We start from the raw sequence: 20,020 nt of genomic DNA on the forward strand, positions 1-20,020 counted from the left end.
CTTCAGCGTTTTAGCGCTTCGACGACGCGAGCCCGATCAATCCGGCGAGCGTCGCGACGATGCCGCCTGCGATCAGGAAGATGGTCTTGTTGGTTGGCGAGCCGGTGAACACGCGCGACACGTCGTTGCTGAACGAATGAAACGACTGGCCGCCGAAGTACAGCAGCACCACGCCGCCGACGATCAATGCGAGCGAGATCGCTTTGGTCATGAACACTCCTCATCGTGGAATTACGGTGGCCGAAAGTCTAGGTGAAGGGCGGCGCCGAGTCCATGTCCGCTTCCCGCAATGTGGGCGTCTGCAGCGAGCGCGGCGATTGGCTAACATAGCGTGTTGGGCCGCTGCTGCATGCGCTGCTGCACGATTACGCGCTGGTGTGATACCGGTATCAGATCGCGGATATCCGCGAATGGCATCTGCGAGGCAGCGCTTCGCTACAAGGCATCATCAATTACAACAAACACGCGTTATTCACGCGATGCGCGCGCCGCATCGCAGACTCCACTCCTGTTCTCGACAAGGACACCAGCAATGGCTTACGAAGCAGCTTCAGCACGCTATTCGGACATGCAGTACCGCGTTAGCGGCAAGTCAGGTCTCAAACTGCCGGCGCTGTCGCTCGGCCTGTGGCACAACTTCGGCGACACCACGCCGATCTCGACGCAACGTGAGATCCTGCGCACGTCGTTCGATCTCGGCATCACGCACTTCGACCTTGCGAACAACTATGGGCCGCCGTACGGCAGCGCGGAAACCAACTTCGGCCGCATCTTCAAGGACGACTTCAAGCCGTATCGCGACGAACTGCTGATCTCGTCGAAGGCCGGCTGGGACATGTGGCCCGGCCCGTACGGCCAGGGTGGCGGCTCGCGCAAGTACATCCTCGCGAGCCTCGACCAGAGCTTGCAGCGCATGGGCCTGGACTACGTCGACATTTTCTATTCGCACCGCTTCGACGTCGACACGCCGCTCGAAGAAACGGCGGGCGCGCTTGCGAGCGCCGTGCAGCAGGGCAAGGCGCTGTATATCGGCATTTCGTCGTACTCCGCGCAGAAGACGCGCGAAATGGCGAAGCTGCTGGCCGAATACAAGGTGCCGCTGCTGATCCATCAGCCGGCGTACAACATGTTGAACCGCTGGATCGAAGAGGAACTGCTCGACGCGCTGGAAGAAACCGGCTCGGGCGCGATCGCTTTCACGCCGCTCGCGCAAGGCGTGCTGACGGGCAAGTACCTGAACGGCGTGCCGCAGGATGCGCGCGTCAACAAGGCGGGCGGCGGCTCGCTGAAGCAGGAGCATCTGAGCGAGCAGAACATCGAGCGCGTGCGCAAGCTCAACGACATCGCGCAGCGTCGCGGTCAGAGCCTCGCGCAGATGGCGCTCGCATGGACGCTGCGCGATCCGCGCGTGACGTCGGCGTTGATCGGCGCGAGCAAGGTCGAGCAGGTTCGCGAGAATGTCGCGGCGCTGAAGAACCTGTCGTTCACGGCGGAAGAGCTTGCCGAGATCGACCGCTATGCGACGGAAGGCAGCGTGAATTTGTGGGAGAAGCCGTCGACGGATCAGCATATCTGAGGGGTTGAGCAGGGGTGCTCAGTTTTTTGGTTTTATGCTTTGGCTGGAATCCTGAGGACGGCGGTGTTTGCCGCGCAAGCTGTGTGGTTTGCATGTGTTTTGCGCTGGCATCCGCGATGCGTTAGCTCGCTTCATGCGTCGCCCCTGTGCGGGGCGGCACCTACTTTTCTTTGCCGCCGCAAAGAAAAGTAGGCAAAAGAAAGCGGCTCACACCGCCAACATTTCTCCCCGCCCGAGGGACCCCAACCGGTCCCTCACTTCACGCGGCAATCACGTGAACCACGTTCGTTGCCAACGCTCTGAATGAGCGCCTCACCCGCTTCACGCACCCGCGTTGCAGCATGCCGCCCCAGATATTCCGCCGCCGCCCAGGTGGCAAACTGTGTGTAGGCCCAAGTGTTCCGCACGCCTCACCCCTCGGACCGACAGTGCACGCGTTCCACCCTGTAAGAGCGCTAACCCTGTACGCCGCGACAAGCTACACACAGTTTGCCACCTGGGCGGCATATACCGTTCGCTGCCGCTTGCCTGAGTACGGGGATTCGAAGCGGGTGAGGCGTTTATTCGAGGCGTTGGCAACGCACGGGAACAAGGGTGTTTCCGTGTGAAGGGTGGGGACGTTGGGGGCCCGTGGATAAGAACAAAAGCTGGCGGTGTGAGCCGCTTTCTTTTGCCTACTTTTCTTTGCGGCGGCAAAGAAAAGTAGGTGCCGCCCCGCACAGGGGCGACGCTTGAAGCGAGCTAACGCATCGCGGATGCCACCGCAAAACACATGCAAGCCAGACAGCTTGCGCAGCAAACACCGCCCTCCGGATGCCAGCGCAAATACAAGAACAAAAAGCAAAAAAACAAAAGCAAACCGCTACACCAGCGCAGGCAGCCCCTCCACCAGCACGACCGCAAACACCACACCCAGCAGCGCACCAAGAACACGTAGTGTGTTGTGCCTGAACTCAGTTTTGCAGGGCAGCGCGCCCAGGAACAGCGCCCCGGCCAACGCCATCGGAATGACCAGAATGAAATCACCGATCGTGAAGTAGTGCATGCCTGTCTCCTTTGTGTACTCGTCCGACGCGACTGCATGCGGCGCGCCTGATACCAGTATAGGAGACGCTATCGACGCGTTCGGTGGTCTAAAGCGCACGCAGGCGTCTGTCCCTCGCGGCGCACAGCCAGGCCGGACAAGGCTTTGCACCATCATCACGCCGACGCGCGAGATTCCGCGCTGTGCAAACGCCCGCTTACGCTGACCTTTCTGAATATGCGTTTTGTCAGTGAAAACGTGAGCGGGCGTAGCGTCCGTTGCACGGACGCCGTGTAACGCCTACGCCATGCCGACGCGTTCGCGCGCCCGCAGCCGCGCCGACGCAAGTATGCCGATCACCAGCAATCCGCCGACGAGCGCGGCAACCCCCGTCCACGCATAAGCCGCCCACACCCGCCCGCCATAAGACCCGACAATGCTCGATCCGAGGTAATACGCGAGCAGATACAGCGCGGCCGCCTGGCCTTTCGCTTCCTTCGCGATTCGGCCGACCCAGCCGCTTGCGACCGCGTGCCCAGCGAAGAAGCCGAACGTCACGCAGGCAATCCCGCACGCGATCAGCGCAAGCGACTGCGTGACGGTCAACAGCAAACCGCACAGCATGATGACGATGCTGCCGATCAGCACGCGCCCGCGCCCGAACGTGTCGGCCATGCGACCCGACCACGGCGACGCGACGACACCCGTCAGATATACGACGAAGATCCCGCCGATAGCCGTCTGACTCAGCCCGAACGGCGGCGCAAGCAGGCGGTAGCCGATGTAGTTGTACAGCGTGACGAAGCTGCCCATCAGCACGAAGCCCATCAGGAACAGCAGCGGCAAACCGGGCCGTCCGAGATGCTTCACGAGCGCCGTGCGGTGATGCGAGAAGCCAAGTCCGCGGCGCGGGACGAAGTGGCGCGACGGCGGCAGCAGCGAGCGGAACGCGAGCATCGACAGAATGCCGAGCACGCCGATGGTGCCGATCGCGACGCGCCACGAGAAAAGATCCGCGACGACGCCCGTAATCACACGCCCCGCCATCCCGCCGATCGCCGTGCCGCCCACGTACAGGCCCATCGCGAGGCCGAGGCCGTCGGGATGCACTTCCTCCGCGAGATAGGCCATCGCAACGGCGGGCACGCCGCCGAGCGCCAGCCCTTCGAGCGCGCGCAGCAACAACAGTGCGTGCCATTGCGGCGTGAACGCGACGGCTAGCGTCAGCAGCGACGATGCGGTGAGCGAAGCCGTCATTAACCGATGGCGGCTCCATCCTTCCGACACGAAGCCCGCGACGAACACGGCGAGCGCGAGCGCCGCCGTCGTCAGCGACAAGGACAGGCTGCTTTGCGCGGGGCTGACGTCGAATGAGGCGGAGAACGCGGGCAACAGCGGCTGCACGCAATAGAGCAGTGAGAACGTCGCGTAGCCGGCGAACAGCAGCGCGAGACTGGCGCGCCAGTAGGCGCGCGTGCCGCGCTCAAGATACGGCGCGCCGGTGGAGGAAGCAGAAGAGGATGAAGCGAAAGACGATGAATCAGCGGGCCGACTCGGGTCCGACGATGCGGTCACAACAAAACTCCCGGAAACGATTGAAACGACGCGGAGACTCGCGCAGTAAATATGTGCAATAAGCGCGAAGGGTCAACGATACGCCGATTGCGCGTACCACGTCGTCGAATCCGGCAACAGGAAAGGAACGCGGGCCACGTCAGCCACGCGTCGCGCCGGGCGCGCTGGCGGGCTGATCCACGGCATCGGGATGCGTGAGCTGTTCGTCGGTGGGCAACGAGGTCACGTCCCAGCCACCGCCGAGCGCCTTGATCAGCGCGACGCTCGCGGCCATCCGGCGGCGCGCGATCGAGACCGCCTGGCGCTCGTTGGTGAGCGCCGTCGTCTGCGCGACCACCACGTCGAGATACGTGATCGCGCCGTTCTTGTAGCGGTTCGACACGATCGCGAGCGAGCGCTGCGCGGCCGAGACGGCGTCGTCCTGCGCTTGCGCTTCCTGTTCGAGCACGCGCAAGGCCGCGATGTTGTCTTCGACCTGGCCGAACGCCGTCAGCACCGTTTGCCGGTACTGCGCGATGCCTTCGTCGTAGTTCGCCTGCGCTTCGGCTTTTTTCGCGGCGCGTCCGCCGAAATCGAGCAGCGTGCCGGCGAGCGTCGGACCGAGCGACCAGAAGCGCGCGGGCGCAAGCAGCCAGTCGCTGAAGTTGGTCGCCTCCAGCCCACCCGTCACCGACAAGATCAGATTCGGAAAATACGCTGCCGTCGCGACGCCGATCTGCGCATTCAGATCGACCATTTGCCGCTCGGCGGCGGCGATGTCGGGGCGCCGTTCCAGCAGCGTCGACGGCACGCCGACAGGCGCGACGGCGGGCACGGCGACGAGCGGCGCAACAGGCAACGAGAACGTCGACGGCGTCTGGCCGGTCAGGATCGCGATCGCGTGTTCGAGTTGCGCGCGCTGCACGCCAAGATCGATCGATTGGGCCTGCGTCGTGCGCAACTGCGTCTGCGCCTGCGCGACGTCGGCGTCGGTGGCGATGCCGCCTTTGTAGCGGTTCTGCGTAAGTTCGACGGCCTCCTTGTAGGCGGCGATCGTATCGTCGAGCAGTTGCTTTTCGCGGTCGATGCCCCGCAGTTCGAAATAGTCCGTCGCGAGTTCGGCCTGCATCGACAGCAGCGCGCTTTGTGCATCGGCGGCGCTTGCCTGTGCGTTCGCGCGCGCGCCTTCGACGCTGCGCGACACGCGGCCCCACAAATCGGGCTCCCACGTCGCGTCGGCGCCGACGATCCAGTCGTTGAGCGTCTTGCCTGCCGTCGATTTGAACTTCACGTTCTCCGACGACCGTGCACGCGAGTAGCCGCCGCCCGCGGTGACGACGGGGAAGAACTGCGAGCGAAACTGCTCGACCTGCGCGCGCGCCGCGCGGAAACGCGCCTGGGCGGCCTGCACGTTCTGGTTCGCGCTGGCGACCTGTTGTTCGAGTGCGTTCAGCGCGGGGTCGTTGTAGACCTCCCACCAGGCGCTGCGGATACGCGCGTCCGCGGGCTCGGCCGGTTTCCAGCCGGTGCCTTCGAGTTCCTTGTAGGTGGTGGCGGTTGTTGCCGCGGGCCGCTTGTAGTCGGGGCCGACCGTGCACGCGGCAAGGAGACTCGCGCCCACCAGCGCGAAAGCCACCGAACGAAGACGCATGCGATACGTGCTCACTCTTGTGCCTTCGCAGGCTGCTCGCCTTGCGGCGAAGACGAGCCGCTAGAGGCGCCGGAAGCGCCAGACGCACCCGCCGCGCCCCCCGCTTTCGGATGCACGATACGCACCGCCGCGCCATCGACGATCGAATCCTGCGGATTCAGAATCACCTGCTCGTCGCCCGTCAGCCCGGAGGCGATGGCGACGCGCGTGCCGTAGTCGGTGCCGAGCGCGACCTTGACGAGCTTCACGCGTTGCTGCGCATCGACGGTCGCGACTTTCACGCCGTCCGGACGGAACAGGAACGCGTTACCCGGCAGCGTGTACGGCGCGGCGGCCTGCGACTTCAGCGCAAAGTGCACCTGCGCATAGGCGCCCGGCAGCAGATCGCCGTTGCGATTGTCGACGTCGACTTCGACGAGCATCGTGCGCTGCTGTTGATCGACGGCGCCCGACGTGCGCGCGACCGTGCCTGGATAGTGCTTCGCCGGTGTTTCGGTGAGCGTCAGAAACGCGCTCTGCTGCGCCTTCACTTCCCGCGCGTACGCTTGCGGCACGTTCACGTAGACGCGCAGCCGATCGGCCTGAGCAATGTGGAACAGTTCCTTCGCCGGGCCGCCCGAGCTGCCCGCATCGATCAACGCGCCGACGTCGACGTTGCGCGCGGTCACGATGCCGTCGAACGGTGCGTAGACCTTCTGGAACGACTGCATCTTTTCGAGTCGCGCGACGTTGAAACGCGCCGCGTCGAGCGTGCCCTTCTTCGCGAGCATGTCACCGACCTTTTCGTCGGTTTCCTGCTTCGAGACGGAATTGCTGCGAAGCATCTCCGACCAGCGGTCGGCGGTGCTTTTCGCGAGAGTGTAGGTCGCTTGTGCGTTGGCCAGATCGGCGCTCGCCGCTTTCAACTGGTCGTCGACTTCGGGCGTGTCGATTTCGGCGAGCAGTTGCCCCGCCTTCACGCGCGCGCCAATATCCGCATACCACTTCTTCACGTAGCCGTTGGTACGCGCGTAGATCGGCGTATCGAGAAACGCCTGCACGTTGCCGGGCAGCACGAGGTCGAGCGCCGCTGCGGATTTCTGCGGCTTCACCACTTCGACGCTCAGTTGCGCGGAATGCTGCGCGTCGCGTTCGAGTGCGGCCTGCGCGTCGTGACGCGACCAGATACCCTGCGCAGCGAGCGCCAGCACGACGATCGCCGCGCCGATTACGATCCAGCGCGAACGTTTCGATGAGCTGCGCGGGCCTTCCCCGTGCGGCGCGGACTCATCAGGACGATTCCATTCCATCGGAACTCCAGATACTGTGCTTGCGCATCGTTGTTATGACCGTGGCCACGTCGGCCACCTTATTGCGGTTTCTGGACGACATGCGCGGCGGCGCGTGCGCGTCGTTCCGACAGCCGTCGATAGATCATCGAAAACACCACGGGCACGAACACCAGCGTCGCAATCGTCCCGATGGTCAAACCGCCGATCACCGCGCGCCCGAGCGGTGCGTTCTGTTCGCCGCCTTCACCGAGGCCGATCGCCATCGGCACCATGCCGATCACCATCGCGAGGGCCGTCATCAGCACGGGACGAAAGCGCGTGAAGCCGGCCTCGATCGCGGCGCGCGTCGCATCGCCATGTTCGAGCAACTGCTCGCGCGCAAAGCTGACGACGAGAATCGAGTTCGCCGTCGCGATGCCGATACACATGATCGCACCCGTCAACGCTGGAATGGACAGCGTGGTATGCGTGAGAAACAGCATCCACACGATGCCCGCCAGCGCGCCCGGCAAACCCGTGATGATGATGAACGGATCGAGCCACGACTGGAAGTTCACGACGATCAGCAGATACACCAGCACGATCGCGAACACGAGGCCAGTGAACAAGCCCGAGAACGAGTCGTTCATGGTCTGCACCTGGCCGCGAAGTTCGATCGACGAGCCTTTCGGCAATTGTGCCTTGGTGTCGGCGATGATCTTCTGGATATCGTCGGAGACGGCGCCGAGATCGCGGCCGTCGGCGGTGCCGTAGATATCGATCGTGGTTTGCGCGTTGTAGTGCGTGAGCACGGCGTTGCCGGCTTCGCGCCGCATCGTCGACAGCGCGCCGAGAATGTTCGTGTGGCCGTTCGCGTTCAGCGGAATGTTCGCGAGCGATTGCAGCGAATCGATCGTGTATTGCGGCGCTTCCGTGATCACGTTGTAACTGACGCCATTGCGCGGATTCAGCCAGAACGTCGGTGTGGTCTGCTGGCTGCCCGACAGCGTGATCAGCAGATTGCTCGCGACGTCGCGCTGCGTGAAGCCCGCCTGTTGCGCGCGCGTGCGGTCGACGTCGACGAAGATGCGCGGCAGGTCGGACGGCTGCTGGATGCGCGCATCCGCAAAGCCGGGTATCGCGCGCAGTTTGTCGAGCAGCATCGCGGCGAACGCACGATTGCCTTGCACGTCGCGCCCCACAATCTGAATGTCGATCGGCGACGGCATGCCGAAGTTCAGCGTCTGACTGACGATATCCGCAGGCAGGAACGCGAACTGTACGCCGGGGAATTCGTCGGTGAGTGAGCGGCGCAATTTGCGCACGTACTCGGCTGTCGGCTTGTGCTCGGGGTTCAGGCTGATCAGGATGTCGGCATCCGACGTGCCGATCGTGCCCGTCGCGCTGTACGACAGGTTGATACCCGATACGGGCAAGCCGATGTTGTCGATGATCGAATGCAGTTCGTCGCGCGGAATCAGTTCGCGGATGCGCGCATCGACGCGATCGGTGACGACGGCCGTCTCCTCGACGCGCATGCCCGTCTTCGCGCGCAGATGCAGCGCGATCGTGCCGGCATCGACGGCAGGAAAAAAGTCGCGGCCAAGGAACGGCATCAGCAGCAGCGACAGCAGACAGCATGCGAGAAAGCCCGTCACGAAGATGCCGGGCCGCGCGACGCGCGCCACGAGAAACTCGTGATAGCGCCCGCGCACGTTCGCAAAGCCGCGCTCGAACGCCAGGTGCATCCGCATGAACGGGTTGCGCGTCTCATGTGAATGATGGAAGTCGGCGGGACGATGGTGATGGCGCAGCAGGTACTTCGCGAGCGTTGGCACCAGCGTTCGCGAGAAGAAGTACGAAGCCAGCATCGCGAACACGACGGCTTCGGCGAGCGGGATGAACAGATAGTGCGCGACGCCCGTCAGCAGGAACATCGGCACGAACACGATACAGATCGACAGTGTCGAAACCAGGGTTGGAATCGCGATCTGATGCGCGCCGTCGAGAATCGCCTGTTCGAGGTTCTTGCCCTGTTCGAGCTGGTGACTGATGTTCTCGATCGCGACCGTCGCGTCGTCGACGAGAATACCGACGGCGAGCGCCAGCCCGCCCAAGGTCATGATGTTGATCGTTTCGCCGAGCGCGGACAGCGCGATGATCGATGTGATCATCGACAGCGGAATCGACACCGCGATGATCAGCGTCGCGCGCCAGTTGCCGAGGAACAGCAGAATCATCAGGCCCGTCAGGCACGCGGCAATCAGCGCTTCGCGCAGCACGCCTTGCACCGATGCGCGCACGAACAGCGACTGGTCCGCGACGGGGTCGATGTTCAGCGACTCGGGCACGAGATTGCGCAGCGTCGGCATCATGGTCTTGATGCGATCGACGATTTCCAGCGTGGACGTATTGCCGCTTTTGTTGATGGTCAAGAGCGATGCGCGCTGCCCGTCCACCCGCACGATGTTGGTTTGCGGCTGATAACCGTCGCGCACATGCGCGACGTCGCGAATATAGACGGTGCCGTTCGGCCCCGATTTGATGGGAATGTTGTTCAGGCCCGCGAGCGAATCGGGACTCGCGTTCATCTGCACCGAGTATTCCGTCGAACCGATTTTCGCCGTGCCCGTCGGCACGATCAGGTTCTGCGCGGTGATCGAATTCACCACATCCATTGGCGACAGATTGCGCTCCTGCAGCTTGCGCGAGTCGATATCGACCATGATCTGACGCTGCTTGCCGCCGTACGGCAGCGGCGCCGACGCGCCCGGCACGGTCGCGAGCTGCGTCTTCAGGAAGTTATTACCGTAGTCGTACAGCTCCTGCTCGGTGAGCGACGGCGACGACAGCGACAGCCGCAGGATAGGCACGGTGGATGCGTTGTAGCGCAGTATGTTCGGCGGCGTGATGCCAGGCGGCAGCGAACGCAGCTGCGTTTGCGACAGCGCCGTGACTTGTGCGAGCGCTTCGTTGATGTTCGCGTGCGGCTGAAAGAAGATCTTGAGGACGGCGATGCCGTTCAGCGAAGTCGATTCGACGTGCTCGATATCGTTCACCGCGACGGACAGCCCGCGCTCGTAATTCAGCACGATGCGCTTTTCCATCTCGTCGGCAGGCAGGCCGTTGTACGTCCAGATCACCGACAGCACGGGAATGTCGATGTTCGGGAAGATGTCGGTGGGCGTGCGCAGAATCGTCAGCGGGCCAATGATCAGCAGCAGCAGCGCGAGCACGACAAACGTATAGGGGCGCCGCAGCGCGAGACGAACGATCCACATGAACAGGGCGGTCCGGTGAGGGCGGGGCCGCTGCTTCTGGCGACAGCGAGCATGGCGCGACGGCGGCCCGGCCGGGCGTGCGCGACAGGAATATAGCGCGTATCGTAGCTTACATCGACATTTTTGAGACTGGCGTGCGGTCCGGTTTATGATGAGCCTGTTACGGGTCGTTACAGTTAGGGTTTCGTAAGTCGAATCGACCGGAGGACCCTCACCAGGCCTTACTTTTTGCTTTGCCAAAGCGCCCAAAAGGGCAACAATGGGGCTCAGGGGTTAGCATCGGCGCATGTGTGCCGGGTGCGATGCGAGTCGATTCTGGCCTCTGGTTTTCGATTCAGGTGCGCACGCAACCATTCGGATGTTGCGGCGCTTTTATCATCACGTTGACCGGCGCAGTCCCAAACAAGCCGGCAATTGGGAGAACGGGGAAACATCATGCAAGTCGGTTCTATTGTTCGATCCGTGCATATCGCCGTGCCACAGGGTGCACGGGGGATCGTGATGCGCATTCTCGGCGACATGGCGATGGTGGCGTGGTACGCCGGCGAGCCGGGGACGTCGAAGATACTGAACACGGAACCCTTTTTCCTCGAGGATCTGATCGACACGGGTGAATTCGTCCGCCCCGCTGGCGCGCAGATACATTGATCGCGGTCTCCTTGCCTGCTGTCGTGATTGACGAGATGCGGCGCCGCTGAGCGGCCGACGCATCCCGAGTGACACTGGCGCTCGTTTTTGCGCGCGGCACGGCGCACAATGCGGGCATGAACGAAGACACTCCCGAGATTCCCACTCCGCAGGACGGCCACGCCGTTCCCTTCGCTCGCCTCACGCCCGAAGTCGTGCTGGACGCGCTAGATAGCGCGCTCGACACGGTAGGCGTGCGCACGGACGGGCGCATGCTGCCGCTCAACAGCTACGAGAATCGCGTGTATCAGGTCGGCGTCGAAGACGGGCCGCCTGTCGTCGTGAAGTTCTATCGGCCGGAGCGCTGGACCGACGAAGCGATTCTCGAAGAGCACGCATTCGTCGCGGAACTGTGCGAGCGAGAGATTCCCGCCGTGCCGGCGCGCACGCTCGATGGCCGCACGCTGCACACATTCGACGGCTTTCGCTTTTCGATCTTCGAGCGGCGTGGCGGCCGTGCGCCCGATCTCGACCGCAAGGACACGCTCGAATGGCTTGGCCGGTTTATCGGGCGCATTCATGCCGTTGGTCAGACGGTGAACTACGCGGCGCGCCCGACGCTCGACATCCACACCTTCGGCTACGAGCCGCGCGACTATCTGCTCTCTCAAGACTTCGTGCCCGCTGACGTGCGCGTTGCGTGGGAAGCGGTTGTGAACATGGCATTGGAAGGTGTCGAGCAGGCGTTCGAACGCGCCGGCGACGTGCGCCAGTTGCGCATGCACGGCGACTGTCATCCGAGCAATGTGCTGTGGACGGACGCAGGCCCGCATTTCGTCGATTTCGATGACAGCCGCATGGGCCCCGCCATTCAGGATCTTTGGCTGTTGTTGCCGGGCGAACGCAACGAGGCGTCGCGCGCGTTGACCGATCTGCTCGCAGGCTATGAGGACTTCTGCGACTTCGATCAGCGCGAGTTACATCTGATCGAAGCGTTGCGGACCTTGCGGCTGATTCACTACTCGGCGTGGCTCGCGCGTCGTTGGGACGATCCGGCGTTTCCCGTCGCGTTTCCGTGGTTCAACTCGCGACGCTATTGGGAAGACCGCATTCTCGAACTGCGCGAGCAGATCGGCGCGATGCAGGAAGGGCCGCTCTGGCCGGTGTGATGCTTGAGCGTGTGTGCTGGTCGTCAGTCGGCGGATTGAGCGCGGGCTGGCGATCCGGCGATCACGCGCGACGGCATCGATTGTGTTGCTGAAGCGCCGCGTGCCGCATCCGCAAGTGTCGAACGCACGATCACTTGCGCGCGCACGTCGCGGCCGATCGTTTCGATGCCCGCGCGCATCTGCGTGAAATCCTCAGGCGAGCAGACCTCGCTGCCGAAACGGGTGGTCCCGTCACGCGTCACCGTGATGACATTCGCGTTCGAATCGTACGAATAGCTCGAGCGGTAGTCGATGAAGCGGTCTCGCGCGGCCATCGCTTCCGGCACGTCGAGCACGCGAAAATTTGCAGGCAGTGCAATCTGCGTGCGCTCGTGCAACTCGACATTGCGACACACGAAAGGCTGTGTGCGCTGCCGCTCGCCGAGCCAGTAGCGCGCGTCCGACTGAAACCCGCCAACGAAGCTCGTCAGCGCCGGAATCGACGCGGCCGTGCCAGGCACGACGAAGTCTTCGAGCTTGCCTTTCATCGTGAGCGACAGTGGGCCGTCTGTCGCGTTGAGGTTGCTGGTCGACAGTGTTGCGGTGCCCGACAGGTTCACGGAGCGCAGTTCCGCCTGGAGCGATTCTTCGCGCTGCGCAGGCGTTTGCATGCGCAGTAGCGCGCGTCCCTGCTCGGCCGCCCAACCCGCGGATTCCAGCCGGTAGACGAAGGTCGCTGAGCCGTCGTGCGCGACGTTGATCGACAGATCGGTGGTGCGGGACATCGTGGCCGTCGAAGGCGTGCGCGACAGCACGCCTGCGTTGACGAGCACGACGGGGCGGTTCATGTCGGTGGACGGCAGATAGCCGAACTCGACATTCGGCGCGGTCGAATCAGCGTATAGCTGAAGATCGGGCAGCCATGTGATCACGTGATTCAGCACCCCGTAGCCGGGCACGTCGGGCAGCGTGTAGATCGTGCCGCTGCTGATCAGCGCGGGCTCGTTGCGGATGCCGACGGCGTCGAGCAGCGCGCCATACAGCGCGACGTGGTCCTTGCAGTCGCCGTAGCGCAGCGCGAGGATCTCGGTCGCGCGATGCGGCACGACCGCGCCGCGTCCGATGTTGACGGCGACATAGCGCACGTTCTTGCGTACCCAGTCGTAGAGCGTCCTGGCTTTGGCACGCGGCGTCTGATCGCGGGCTGTCAGCGAGTGGGCCAGTCCGACGATAGCCGGATCGCTGCCGCTCGCATCGACGGCTGATTCGCGATACTTCGCGGCGAACGCGGCGTAGTCGGGATACGTCGAGACCATCAGCCGGTCGCCGTAGCTCACGTACGCGATCGATCCATATTCGAGCCGCGCGAAATGCGCCTTGTCGTAGCGGAACTCATAAAGCGTGCGGCTGTTCGCCGTCGACGGCGGCAGCGCGACGAAGCCGCGCGCGTCGGCGTAAAGCGGCTTGTCGGCGGGAAGATCGTAGACGAGACGGAAGTGATGCGTCGGCGCGAGATCGGGCGGCGTGAAGTCGCTGAAATGACCGGGCACGATCGGCTGCATCTGCGTCTTCCGATACTTCAGGGTCACGCGCGCACCCGGCTCGACGGCGGGAAACACGATCACCTTTTCGAGGATGTCCTGGAACATCGGCGCGTCGAACGAGCGCGCTTCCTGCACGTCGCGAATCTGCTCGGTGCGCACGTCGTGGCGCGTGCCGTCGGCAGATGTCGTGTACGCCTCCAGAATGTCGACGCTCGCCATGTTGCGGTTGAACCAGATGTAGTACTGCGCAACACGCGCGACACCCGCCTCGTTGTTCACGCGAAGGGTCATTTCGTCGACTTTCGTATAGGAGCCGTCGGCATTCACCGTGAAGGTCTGCGTTTCGGTTTCGTTCGTGTATGGCTCGATGGGCGGGGCCGTTGCGGCGTTCAGTGTGGACAGGCCTGCGTTGTTCGCCGCCAGGTCGGCGGCACCCGCCGCGCCTGTGCAAAAGGCGCAAGCAGCCATCGCGATACGGATGATCGTGAAAAGGCGCATGGGGAATCAGGCGTCCGAAGGAATTGGTCTAGTTCTGTCGCATCTCACACTTCAAAATCACACGGCGTTTGTGTCAAGCGGGCAAACCGCACACAACGGCACTATTTTCCGGAAGCGGGTTCAAGCCTTCGGGATTGAAAGAAATTACATTCTGTGTAATGATAGTTATTCGCATCTGAAGGGTGTCGCCAGCTAATTGTCATTTTTCTGCTCATGACGAATCAGCCAGCCAGCTCTTCGATGAACATCCTGCTTTTGCCCGGAATGCCGTAGCTGCCGTCTGTCACGCGGCAAGCGCAGTTCGGGCATCCGTCTTTCCGCTCCGGAACGACATTTCCAGTTTCCATTCCAACGTTGCCGCATGCCGGCGACGCACGACCCGTTTTGCCAGGAACACGATGAACGCGCCCGAATCGATCGAACTGAAGCCTGCTGCCCGCGCGGGTGTGATGTCTGCCGGCGTCCAGCAACTGGACGCAGACGAACTGGCCACGCGGCGTCAGCGCTCGCGACGCGCGAATTTCATCAAATGGCTGCGCAAGGTGCACGGCTGGGTGGGGCTATGGGGCGCTGTGCTCGGGCTGCTGTTCGGCGTGACGGGCTTTCTGCTGAATCACCGTGCGGGACCGCTGAAGGTGTCGTCAGGCGAACCGCAGGTCGAGCAGTTGCAGATCGCGTTGCCGCAGAAGGGCTTCAAGTCTCCAGGCGACATGGCGCACTGGCTAAAGGACGAACTGCATATCGACGGCAAGCCGGGCAGGGCGCGCCGCGAGCCCGCGCACCCGGTCGCGTGGGGCGATCAAAGCGCCGTGCAGCCGGAGTTCTGGCAGATTGCGATCGCCGCGCCGGGGCAGAACGTGCAGGCCGAGTATTGGGTGGGCAACGGCTTCGTGTCGGTGAAACGTACGCAAAACTCGTTTCTCGGCACGATGAACAACCTTCATAAGGGCGTTGGGTTGAGCGTCGGCTGGGTGCTGTTGATCGATACGATCGCGGGCAGTCTGATTCTGCTGTCGCTGACGGGCGTGCTGCTGTGGACGGAGCGCAACAAGCGGCGGACCGTGGGTGTCGTGCTGGTTGGCGGGTCGATCGTGGCGGCGGTGGTTTGTGGGTTGATGTGATTCTATGGTGCACCGTCAGTCGCCTTGCTTCTTCACGAGTCAGCCGAATGGCTAAAGCCGGGCGAGGGAAATCGACCGCGAACAGGCACTGTTCGCGGTCTGAGAGAATTTAATCCGGAATACTACAAGCCGCGCCACCACTAGCCGCAATCTCACGCGCCGCCTTGGCGCCTTCGACCTGCAGCAGCGTCGGCAGCGACACGCCATTCTTGGCCGCCGTGACTTCGGCAAGAATCGACACGGCGATCTCAGGCGGCGTTCTGCTACCGATATAAATCCCAACCGGCCCATGCAGCCTCGCGAGTTCCGTCTCGGTGAGATCGAACTCTTTGAGCCTTTCGCGCCGCGCCGCGTTATTGCGCCGCGAGCCCAACGCACCGACGTAAAACGCAGGCGTTTTCAACGCTTCCATCAGCGCGAGATCGTCGAGCTTCGGATCATGCGTCAGTGCGATCACGGCGCAGCGTTCATCGAGCTTCATATCGAGCACGGTATCGTCGGGCATCGTGCGAACGACCTTGGTGCCCGGCACGTCCCACTCATCCGTGTACTCTTCGCGCGGATCGCACACGGTCACCTGATAATCGAGCCCGACCGCGATATTGCACAGATAGCGCGACAGTTGCCCCGCCCCGATCACCAGCATCCGATAACGCGGGCCGTGTATCGTCAGCAGACGCCGGTCGTCGAAATCGACGCCATCCGTTGCTTGCGCGGGACCCAAACGCGCGACACCCGTTTCCATATCGAGCGTGCGCGCGACGAGCCGTCCGTCTTCAACGGCATCGCACAGTTCAGCGATACCGCTTGCCTCCGTCAAAGGCTCCAGCACGAGCTGAATGGTCCCGCCGCACGGCAAACCAAAGCGATGCGCTTCTTCGGCCGAAATGCCGTACTTCACCGCTTCGGGCTTCGTCTGCTCGATCCCACGCTGACGCACGCGATCGATCAGATCGTCTTCGATACAGCCGCCCGACACCGAACCCACCACCGCGCCATCTTCGCGCACGACGAGCATCGCGCCCTCGGGACGCGGCGACGAGCCCCACGTCTTCACGACCGTCACGAGTAGCGCGCGATGTCCCTGTTCGAGCCAGCGCGCGCTGGACTTCAGGACTTCGAGATCCACGCTGTCCATGATTTCTTCCTCTTCGGTTCTTCGCCACTGCCTTCGGCGGCGGCTTCGCCGTCACCGGCGGAACTGGCAGTGTCGCCTGAATCGCCCGATTCTGCCTGCACATCGCCACTGCCGCCCGTCAATTGCTCGCCGAAGCGCCTGAAAAACTCACTCGCGAGCTTGCGCGCCGCGCCGTCGACGAGCCGCGAGCCGATCTGCGCGAGCTTGCCGCCGACTTGTGCAGTCGCCGTGTAGGTGAGCGTCGTCGCGTCGTCGCCGTCGGGTTCGAGCGTCACATGCGTTTGCCCTTTACCGAAACCCGCCGCGCCGCCCTGGCCTTCGAACACGATCGTATACGTGTGAGGCGCGTCGATATTGGTGAGTTCCATGCGGCCCTTGAAGCGCGCCTTCACCGGTCCGACAGCCGCGCTCAACGCGACGGCGTACGCGTTCTCGCCATCCGGTTCGATGCTGTCGCAGCCAGGAATCGACGCGCGCAAAATCTCCGTGTCGTTCAGCGCTTCCCATGCGCGCTGCTGCGGCACGAGTAGCGTGTAGGTTTCGGTCAGCTCCATGACGTCGCTCCTTCAGAGATCGCGGCGCGCGCGGCATCGCGGGACACGCGCGTCAATTGCGCGAGATCGCGGCCGAACGCAGCCAGGCTGTCGAGATTGTGAACCGGCTTGTGCGCATCGACGAACGGCAGCATTGCCTGTACGCCGCGCGCCTTTGGCGAGAACTCGCGGTAACGCAACAACGGATTGAGCCACACGATGCGATGCGCGAAGCGGCGCAGGCGGGCCATTTCGGTTTCGAGCACGTCGATGGCTTCGTGATCGAGGCCATCGGTGACGAGCAGCACGGTCGCTCTGCCTGTCAGCACTCTGCGTGCCCAACGGCGGTTGAATTCGGCAAGCGCCGCGCCGATGCGCGTGCCGCCCGACCAGTCGACCACCTGATCCGCGAGCGCAGCAATCGCGACATCGGGATCGCGTTCTTTTAGCGCACGCGTCGCATTGGTGAGGCGCGTGCCGAACAGAAACACCTGCAAGCGTTCGCGCGATTGCAGCAGCGCATGGCAGAAGTACAGCACGGCACGCGAATAGCTGCTCATCGACCCGGAAATATCGAGCAACAACACGAGCGGCGGCTTGCGTGCGACCACCGCGCGATACTTCCACACCGTCCAGTCACCGCCCGCGCGCACGGCATGTCGCGCGCTCGCGCGCAGATCCGCATGCGTGCCGTGCGACGCCGCTTTCAGCCGACGCGTCGGCTCCATCGCGAGCGGCAGGCGCTGTGCGCGAATCAGGTGACGCAGCGTGCGCCATTCGTCTGCGGTAAGTGTGTCGAAATCGCGATGACGCAGACGCTCTTCGGCGCTGAACGTCACGTGCGCGTGCAGTTCGTGGCGGTCTTTGTCGGCGGCTTGGGCGGTTTGCTTGCGGTGCTTCGCGTGATGCGCGGCGAGCGCGTCGGCGAGCCGGTTGTTGCGCCTGGGCGGCGGGATGCCGCTCGTCACCCTTGGCAGAAGCAGCGCGCGCAGCTTGCCTTCCCAATCGGGATCGCGCCAGAAAAGATCGAACGCGGCGTTGAAGAGGTCGCGCTCATCGGGCGCGCACAACAGCAACGCGGCGAGCGCCGCGCGTACGTCGTCGCGCCGGTCGAGATCGATCCAGCGCAACGCTTCGAGCGCATCGACGGCTTGTGCCGGCGACATCGGCAAGCCTGCGCCGCGCAACAGCCGCACGAAGTGCACGACGTTGCGTGCGAGCGTCGCGGCGTTGGGATCGCTGATGGGCATCATCGACGCTACTCCGCCGCCGCAAGACATTGGCGGATCTGTTCGGCGTCGAATCGCGCGAGGTCGTCCTGGTACTTGAGCAGCACACCGAGCGTGTCCTGCACCGATTGCGGATCGAGTTCGGTGACGGTGAGCGCGGCGAGCGCGCGGCACCAGTCGATCGTCTCCGCGATGCCCGGCGCCTTGAACAGATCCATGCCGCGCAGCCGATGCACGAAATCGACGGCGCGGCGTTGCAGCGCTTCGCCCGTTTCGGGCGCGCGCGCCGCGACGATCGCCAGTTCGCGCTCGCGGTCGGGATAACCAATCCACTGATACAGACAGCGGCGCTTCAACGCGTCGTGCACTTCGCGCGTGCGATTCGACGTCATCACGACGAGTGGCGGATGCTCGGCGCGCACCGTGCCGTATTCGGGAATCGACACCTGAAAGTCCGACAGCAGTTCGAGCAGGAACGCTTCGAACGGCTCGTCGGCGCGGTCGATTTCGTCGATCAGCAGCACGCGCCGCGCGCCGGGATGATGCTCATCTGGCATCAACGCCTGCAGCAGAGGCCGCTTCAACAGAAACTCGCTCCGATACAGCGTGCTGCTGTCGGGCTTCTCGCCGGCCGCTTCGGCGAGCCGCAGCGCCATGATCTGACGCGGATAGTCCCACTCGTACAGCGCGCTCGCCGTATCGAGCCCTTCATAGCATTGCAGCCGCAGCATCGACGTGCCGAGCATGCCCGCCGCCGCTTTCGCCAGTTCTGTCTTGCCGACGCCCGGCTCGCCTTCGACAAACAGCGGCCGTTCCATGCGCAGCGCGAGAAAGAGCGCAGTCGCGAGTTCGCGGCTCGCGAAGTAGCCTTGCGCGGTGAGCTGGGCGAGGGTGTCGTCGATTGAAGCGGGCTGCATGATCCTCCCTGGCACTTCGGCTTGCATCGCTCGAATACTGAACAAGCCGGACAAACCCGATAAACCCGATAAACGAAAGGGCCCGGACGCGCCGGGCCTCGGGTGCTCAAACGCGTCGCACGCCGCGTCCGCTAGCCGTTTGCGGCTCGCACCGCGCGCGCCGTCAGCACGGGTATCAGATGAGCGCGATATTCAGCGCTCGCGTGCATGTCGGTGTTGAGGTCGTCCGGTGCGATCGTCACGCCGCGTGCGGCGGCTTCCGTGAAGTTCGCGGCGAGCGCGTTCTCCATGTCCGTCGCGCGAAACACCGATGCCGCCGCGCCCGTGATCGCGACGCGCACACCGCCCGCCGTCTTCGCGACGAACACGCCCGTCAACGCGAAGTGCGACGCCGGATTCTTGAACTTCTCGTACGCGGCTTTCTCCGGCACGGGAAACTCGACGGCGACGATCAGTTCGTCGGGTTGCAACGCCGTTTCATACATACCGACGAAGAAATCCGCCGCCGAAATGCGGCGCCGGTCCGTCACGACGGTTCCGTCGAGGCCGAGCACGGCGGCGGGATAATCCGCCGCGGGATCGTTGTTCGCAATCGATCCGCCGATCGTGCCGAGTGAGCGCACCTGCCGGTCGCCGATATGCCCCGCGAGAAACGCGAGCACCGGCAATACGCGCTGCACGTCCGCGTGACTCGCGACGTCCGCATGACAGACGGCCGCACCGACCGTCACTTTGGCCGGCTCGACGCGAATCTCCTTCAACTGCGGAATGCGCGTGACGTCGATCAGCTTCGATGGCTGCGCGAGACGGAGGCGCATCGTCGGCAGCAGGCTTTGTCCGCCTGCCAGATACTTTGCCTCGCTGTCGGCGCTCAGGTTGGCCACGGCGCTCTTCGGATCGGCTGCACGTTGATAGTCGAATGAATACAT

16 protein-coding genes are annotated in these 20,020 nt (G+C 63.6%); 4 read left to right on the top strand and 12 right to left on the bottom strand.

Features of this window, described 5'->3' with window-relative positions:
* Positions 1 to 10 precede the first annotated feature (10 nt).
* Positions 11 to 211, bottom strand: a complete 201-nt coding sequence (locus tag H1204_RS00390) for a DUF3185 family protein (protein ID WP_028363859.1) — start codon at positions 209 to 211, stop codon at positions 11 to 13.
* A 321-nt stretch (positions 212 to 532) separates the two neighbouring features.
* On the opposite strand from H1204_RS00390, the gene mgrA reads away from it, so the two are divergent.
* On the top strand, positions 533 to 1,576 hold the full coding sequence (gene mgrA, locus H1204_RS00395) for an L-glyceraldehyde 3-phosphate reductase (RefSeq protein ID WP_180729344.1): 1,044 nt from the start codon (positions 533 to 535) through the stop codon (positions 1,574 to 1,576).
* Positions 1,577 to 2,438: 862 nt separating this feature from the next.
* Here the strand turns inward: mgrA and H1204_RS00400 are convergent.
* The 5 genes from H1204_RS00400 to H1204_RS00420 all read right to left on the bottom strand — a co-directional run bounded on the left by H1204_RS00400 (position 2,439) and on the right by H1204_RS00420 (position 10,336).
* Entirely contained in the window at positions 2,439 to 2,621 is a 183-nt protein-coding gene (locus H1204_RS00400; protein WP_007582094.1) for a hypothetical protein, read from the bottom strand.
* A gap of 279 nt (positions 2,622 to 2,900) precedes the next feature.
* A complete protein-coding gene (locus H1204_RS00405; protein ID WP_180729345.1) occupies positions 2,901 to 4,175 on the bottom strand; it encodes an MFS transporter in 1,275 nt (424 codons plus the stop codon).
* A 139-nt stretch (positions 4,176 to 4,314) separates the two neighbouring features.
* Positions 4,315 to 5,805 carry an efflux transporter outer membrane subunit gene (locus H1204_RS00410; protein ID WP_180730819.1) on the bottom strand — a complete coding sequence of 497 codons (1,491 nt, stop codon included), beginning with the start codon at positions 5,803 to 5,805 and terminating at the stop codon, positions 4,315 to 4,317.
* Positions 5,806 to 5,816: 11 nt separating this feature from the next.
* Complete coding sequence (locus tag H1204_RS00415) at positions 5,817 to 7,094, bottom strand: efflux RND transporter periplasmic adaptor subunit (protein ID WP_180729346.1); 1,278 nt, start codon at positions 7,092 to 7,094, stop codon at positions 5,817 to 5,819.
* Between the two features lie 59 nt (positions 7,095 to 7,153).
* Positions 7,154 to 10,336: an efflux RND transporter permease subunit gene (locus tag H1204_RS00420; RefSeq protein ID WP_180729347.1), complete on the bottom strand. Its 3,183-nt coding sequence runs from the start codon at positions 10,334 to 10,336 to the stop codon at positions 7,154 to 7,156.
* Positions 10,337 to 10,771: 435 nt separating this feature from the next.
* On the opposite strand from H1204_RS00420, the gene H1204_RS00425 reads away from it, so the two are divergent.
* Positions 10,772 to 10,984, top strand: a complete 213-nt coding sequence (locus H1204_RS00425; RefSeq protein WP_007582104.1) for a hypothetical protein — start codon at positions 10,772 to 10,774, stop codon at positions 10,982 to 10,984.
* 116 nt (positions 10,985 to 11,100) lie between these two features.
* Positions 11,101 to 12,132 carry a serine/threonine protein kinase gene (locus tag H1204_RS00430; protein ID WP_180729348.1) on the top strand — a complete coding sequence of 344 codons (1,032 nt, stop codon included), beginning with the start codon at positions 11,101 to 11,103 and terminating at the stop codon, positions 12,130 to 12,132.
* A 23-nt stretch (positions 12,133 to 12,155) separates the two neighbouring features.
* On the opposite strand, the gene H1204_RS00435 is transcribed toward H1204_RS00430, so the two are convergent.
* Positions 12,156 to 14,153, bottom strand: a complete 1,998-nt coding sequence (locus H1204_RS00435) for a DUF3857 and transglutaminase domain-containing protein (protein ID WP_180729349.1) — start codon at positions 14,151 to 14,153, stop codon at positions 12,156 to 12,158.
* Positions 14,154 to 14,551: 398 nt separating this feature from the next.
* Here H1204_RS00435 and H1204_RS00440 point away from each other — a divergent pair, with 398 nt between their 5' ends.
* Positions 14,552 to 15,274, top strand: a complete 723-nt coding sequence (locus H1204_RS00440; protein ID WP_180729350.1) for a PepSY-associated TM helix domain-containing protein — start codon at positions 14,552 to 14,554, stop codon at positions 15,272 to 15,274.
* Between the two features lie 109 nt (positions 15,275 to 15,383).
* Here the strand turns inward: H1204_RS00440 and H1204_RS00445 are convergent, their stop codons facing one another.
* The 5 genes from H1204_RS00445 to H1204_RS00465 form a co-directional block, all read right to left on the bottom strand.
* Positions 15,384 to 16,412 (bottom strand): XdhC family protein, encoded by a 1,029-nt coding sequence (locus tag H1204_RS00445; RefSeq protein ID WP_180729351.1) that lies wholly within the window; start codon positions 16,410 to 16,412, stop codon positions 15,384 to 15,386.
* Positions 16,385 to 16,966, bottom strand: a complete 582-nt coding sequence (locus tag H1204_RS00450) for a carbon monoxide dehydrogenase subunit G (protein WP_180729352.1) — start codon at positions 16,964 to 16,966, stop codon at positions 16,385 to 16,387. Before H1204_RS00450 ends, H1204_RS00445 begins: the two co-directional genes overlap by 28 nt.
* Complete coding sequence (locus H1204_RS00455) at positions 16,957 to 18,198, bottom strand: VWA domain-containing protein (RefSeq protein ID WP_180729353.1); 1,242 nt, start codon at positions 18,196 to 18,198, stop codon at positions 16,957 to 16,959. Before H1204_RS00455 ends, H1204_RS00450 begins: the two co-directional genes overlap by 10 nt.
* A 5-nt stretch (positions 18,199 to 18,203) precedes the next feature.
* Positions 18,204 to 19,091 (bottom strand): MoxR family ATPase, encoded by an 888-nt coding sequence (locus H1204_RS00460; RefSeq protein ID WP_180729354.1) that lies wholly within the window; start codon positions 19,089 to 19,091, stop codon positions 18,204 to 18,206.
* Positions 19,092 to 19,222: 131 nt separating this feature from the next.
* A complete protein-coding gene (locus H1204_RS00465) occupies positions 19,223 to 20,020 on the bottom strand; it encodes a xanthine dehydrogenase family protein subunit M (RefSeq protein WP_180729355.1) in 798 nt (265 codons plus the stop codon).

It is taken from the genome of Paraburkholderia sp. PGU19, from assembly GCF_013426915.1.
In the GTDB taxonomy this organism is placed as follows: Bacteria; Pseudomonadota; Gammaproteobacteria; order Burkholderiales; family Burkholderiaceae; genus Paraburkholderia.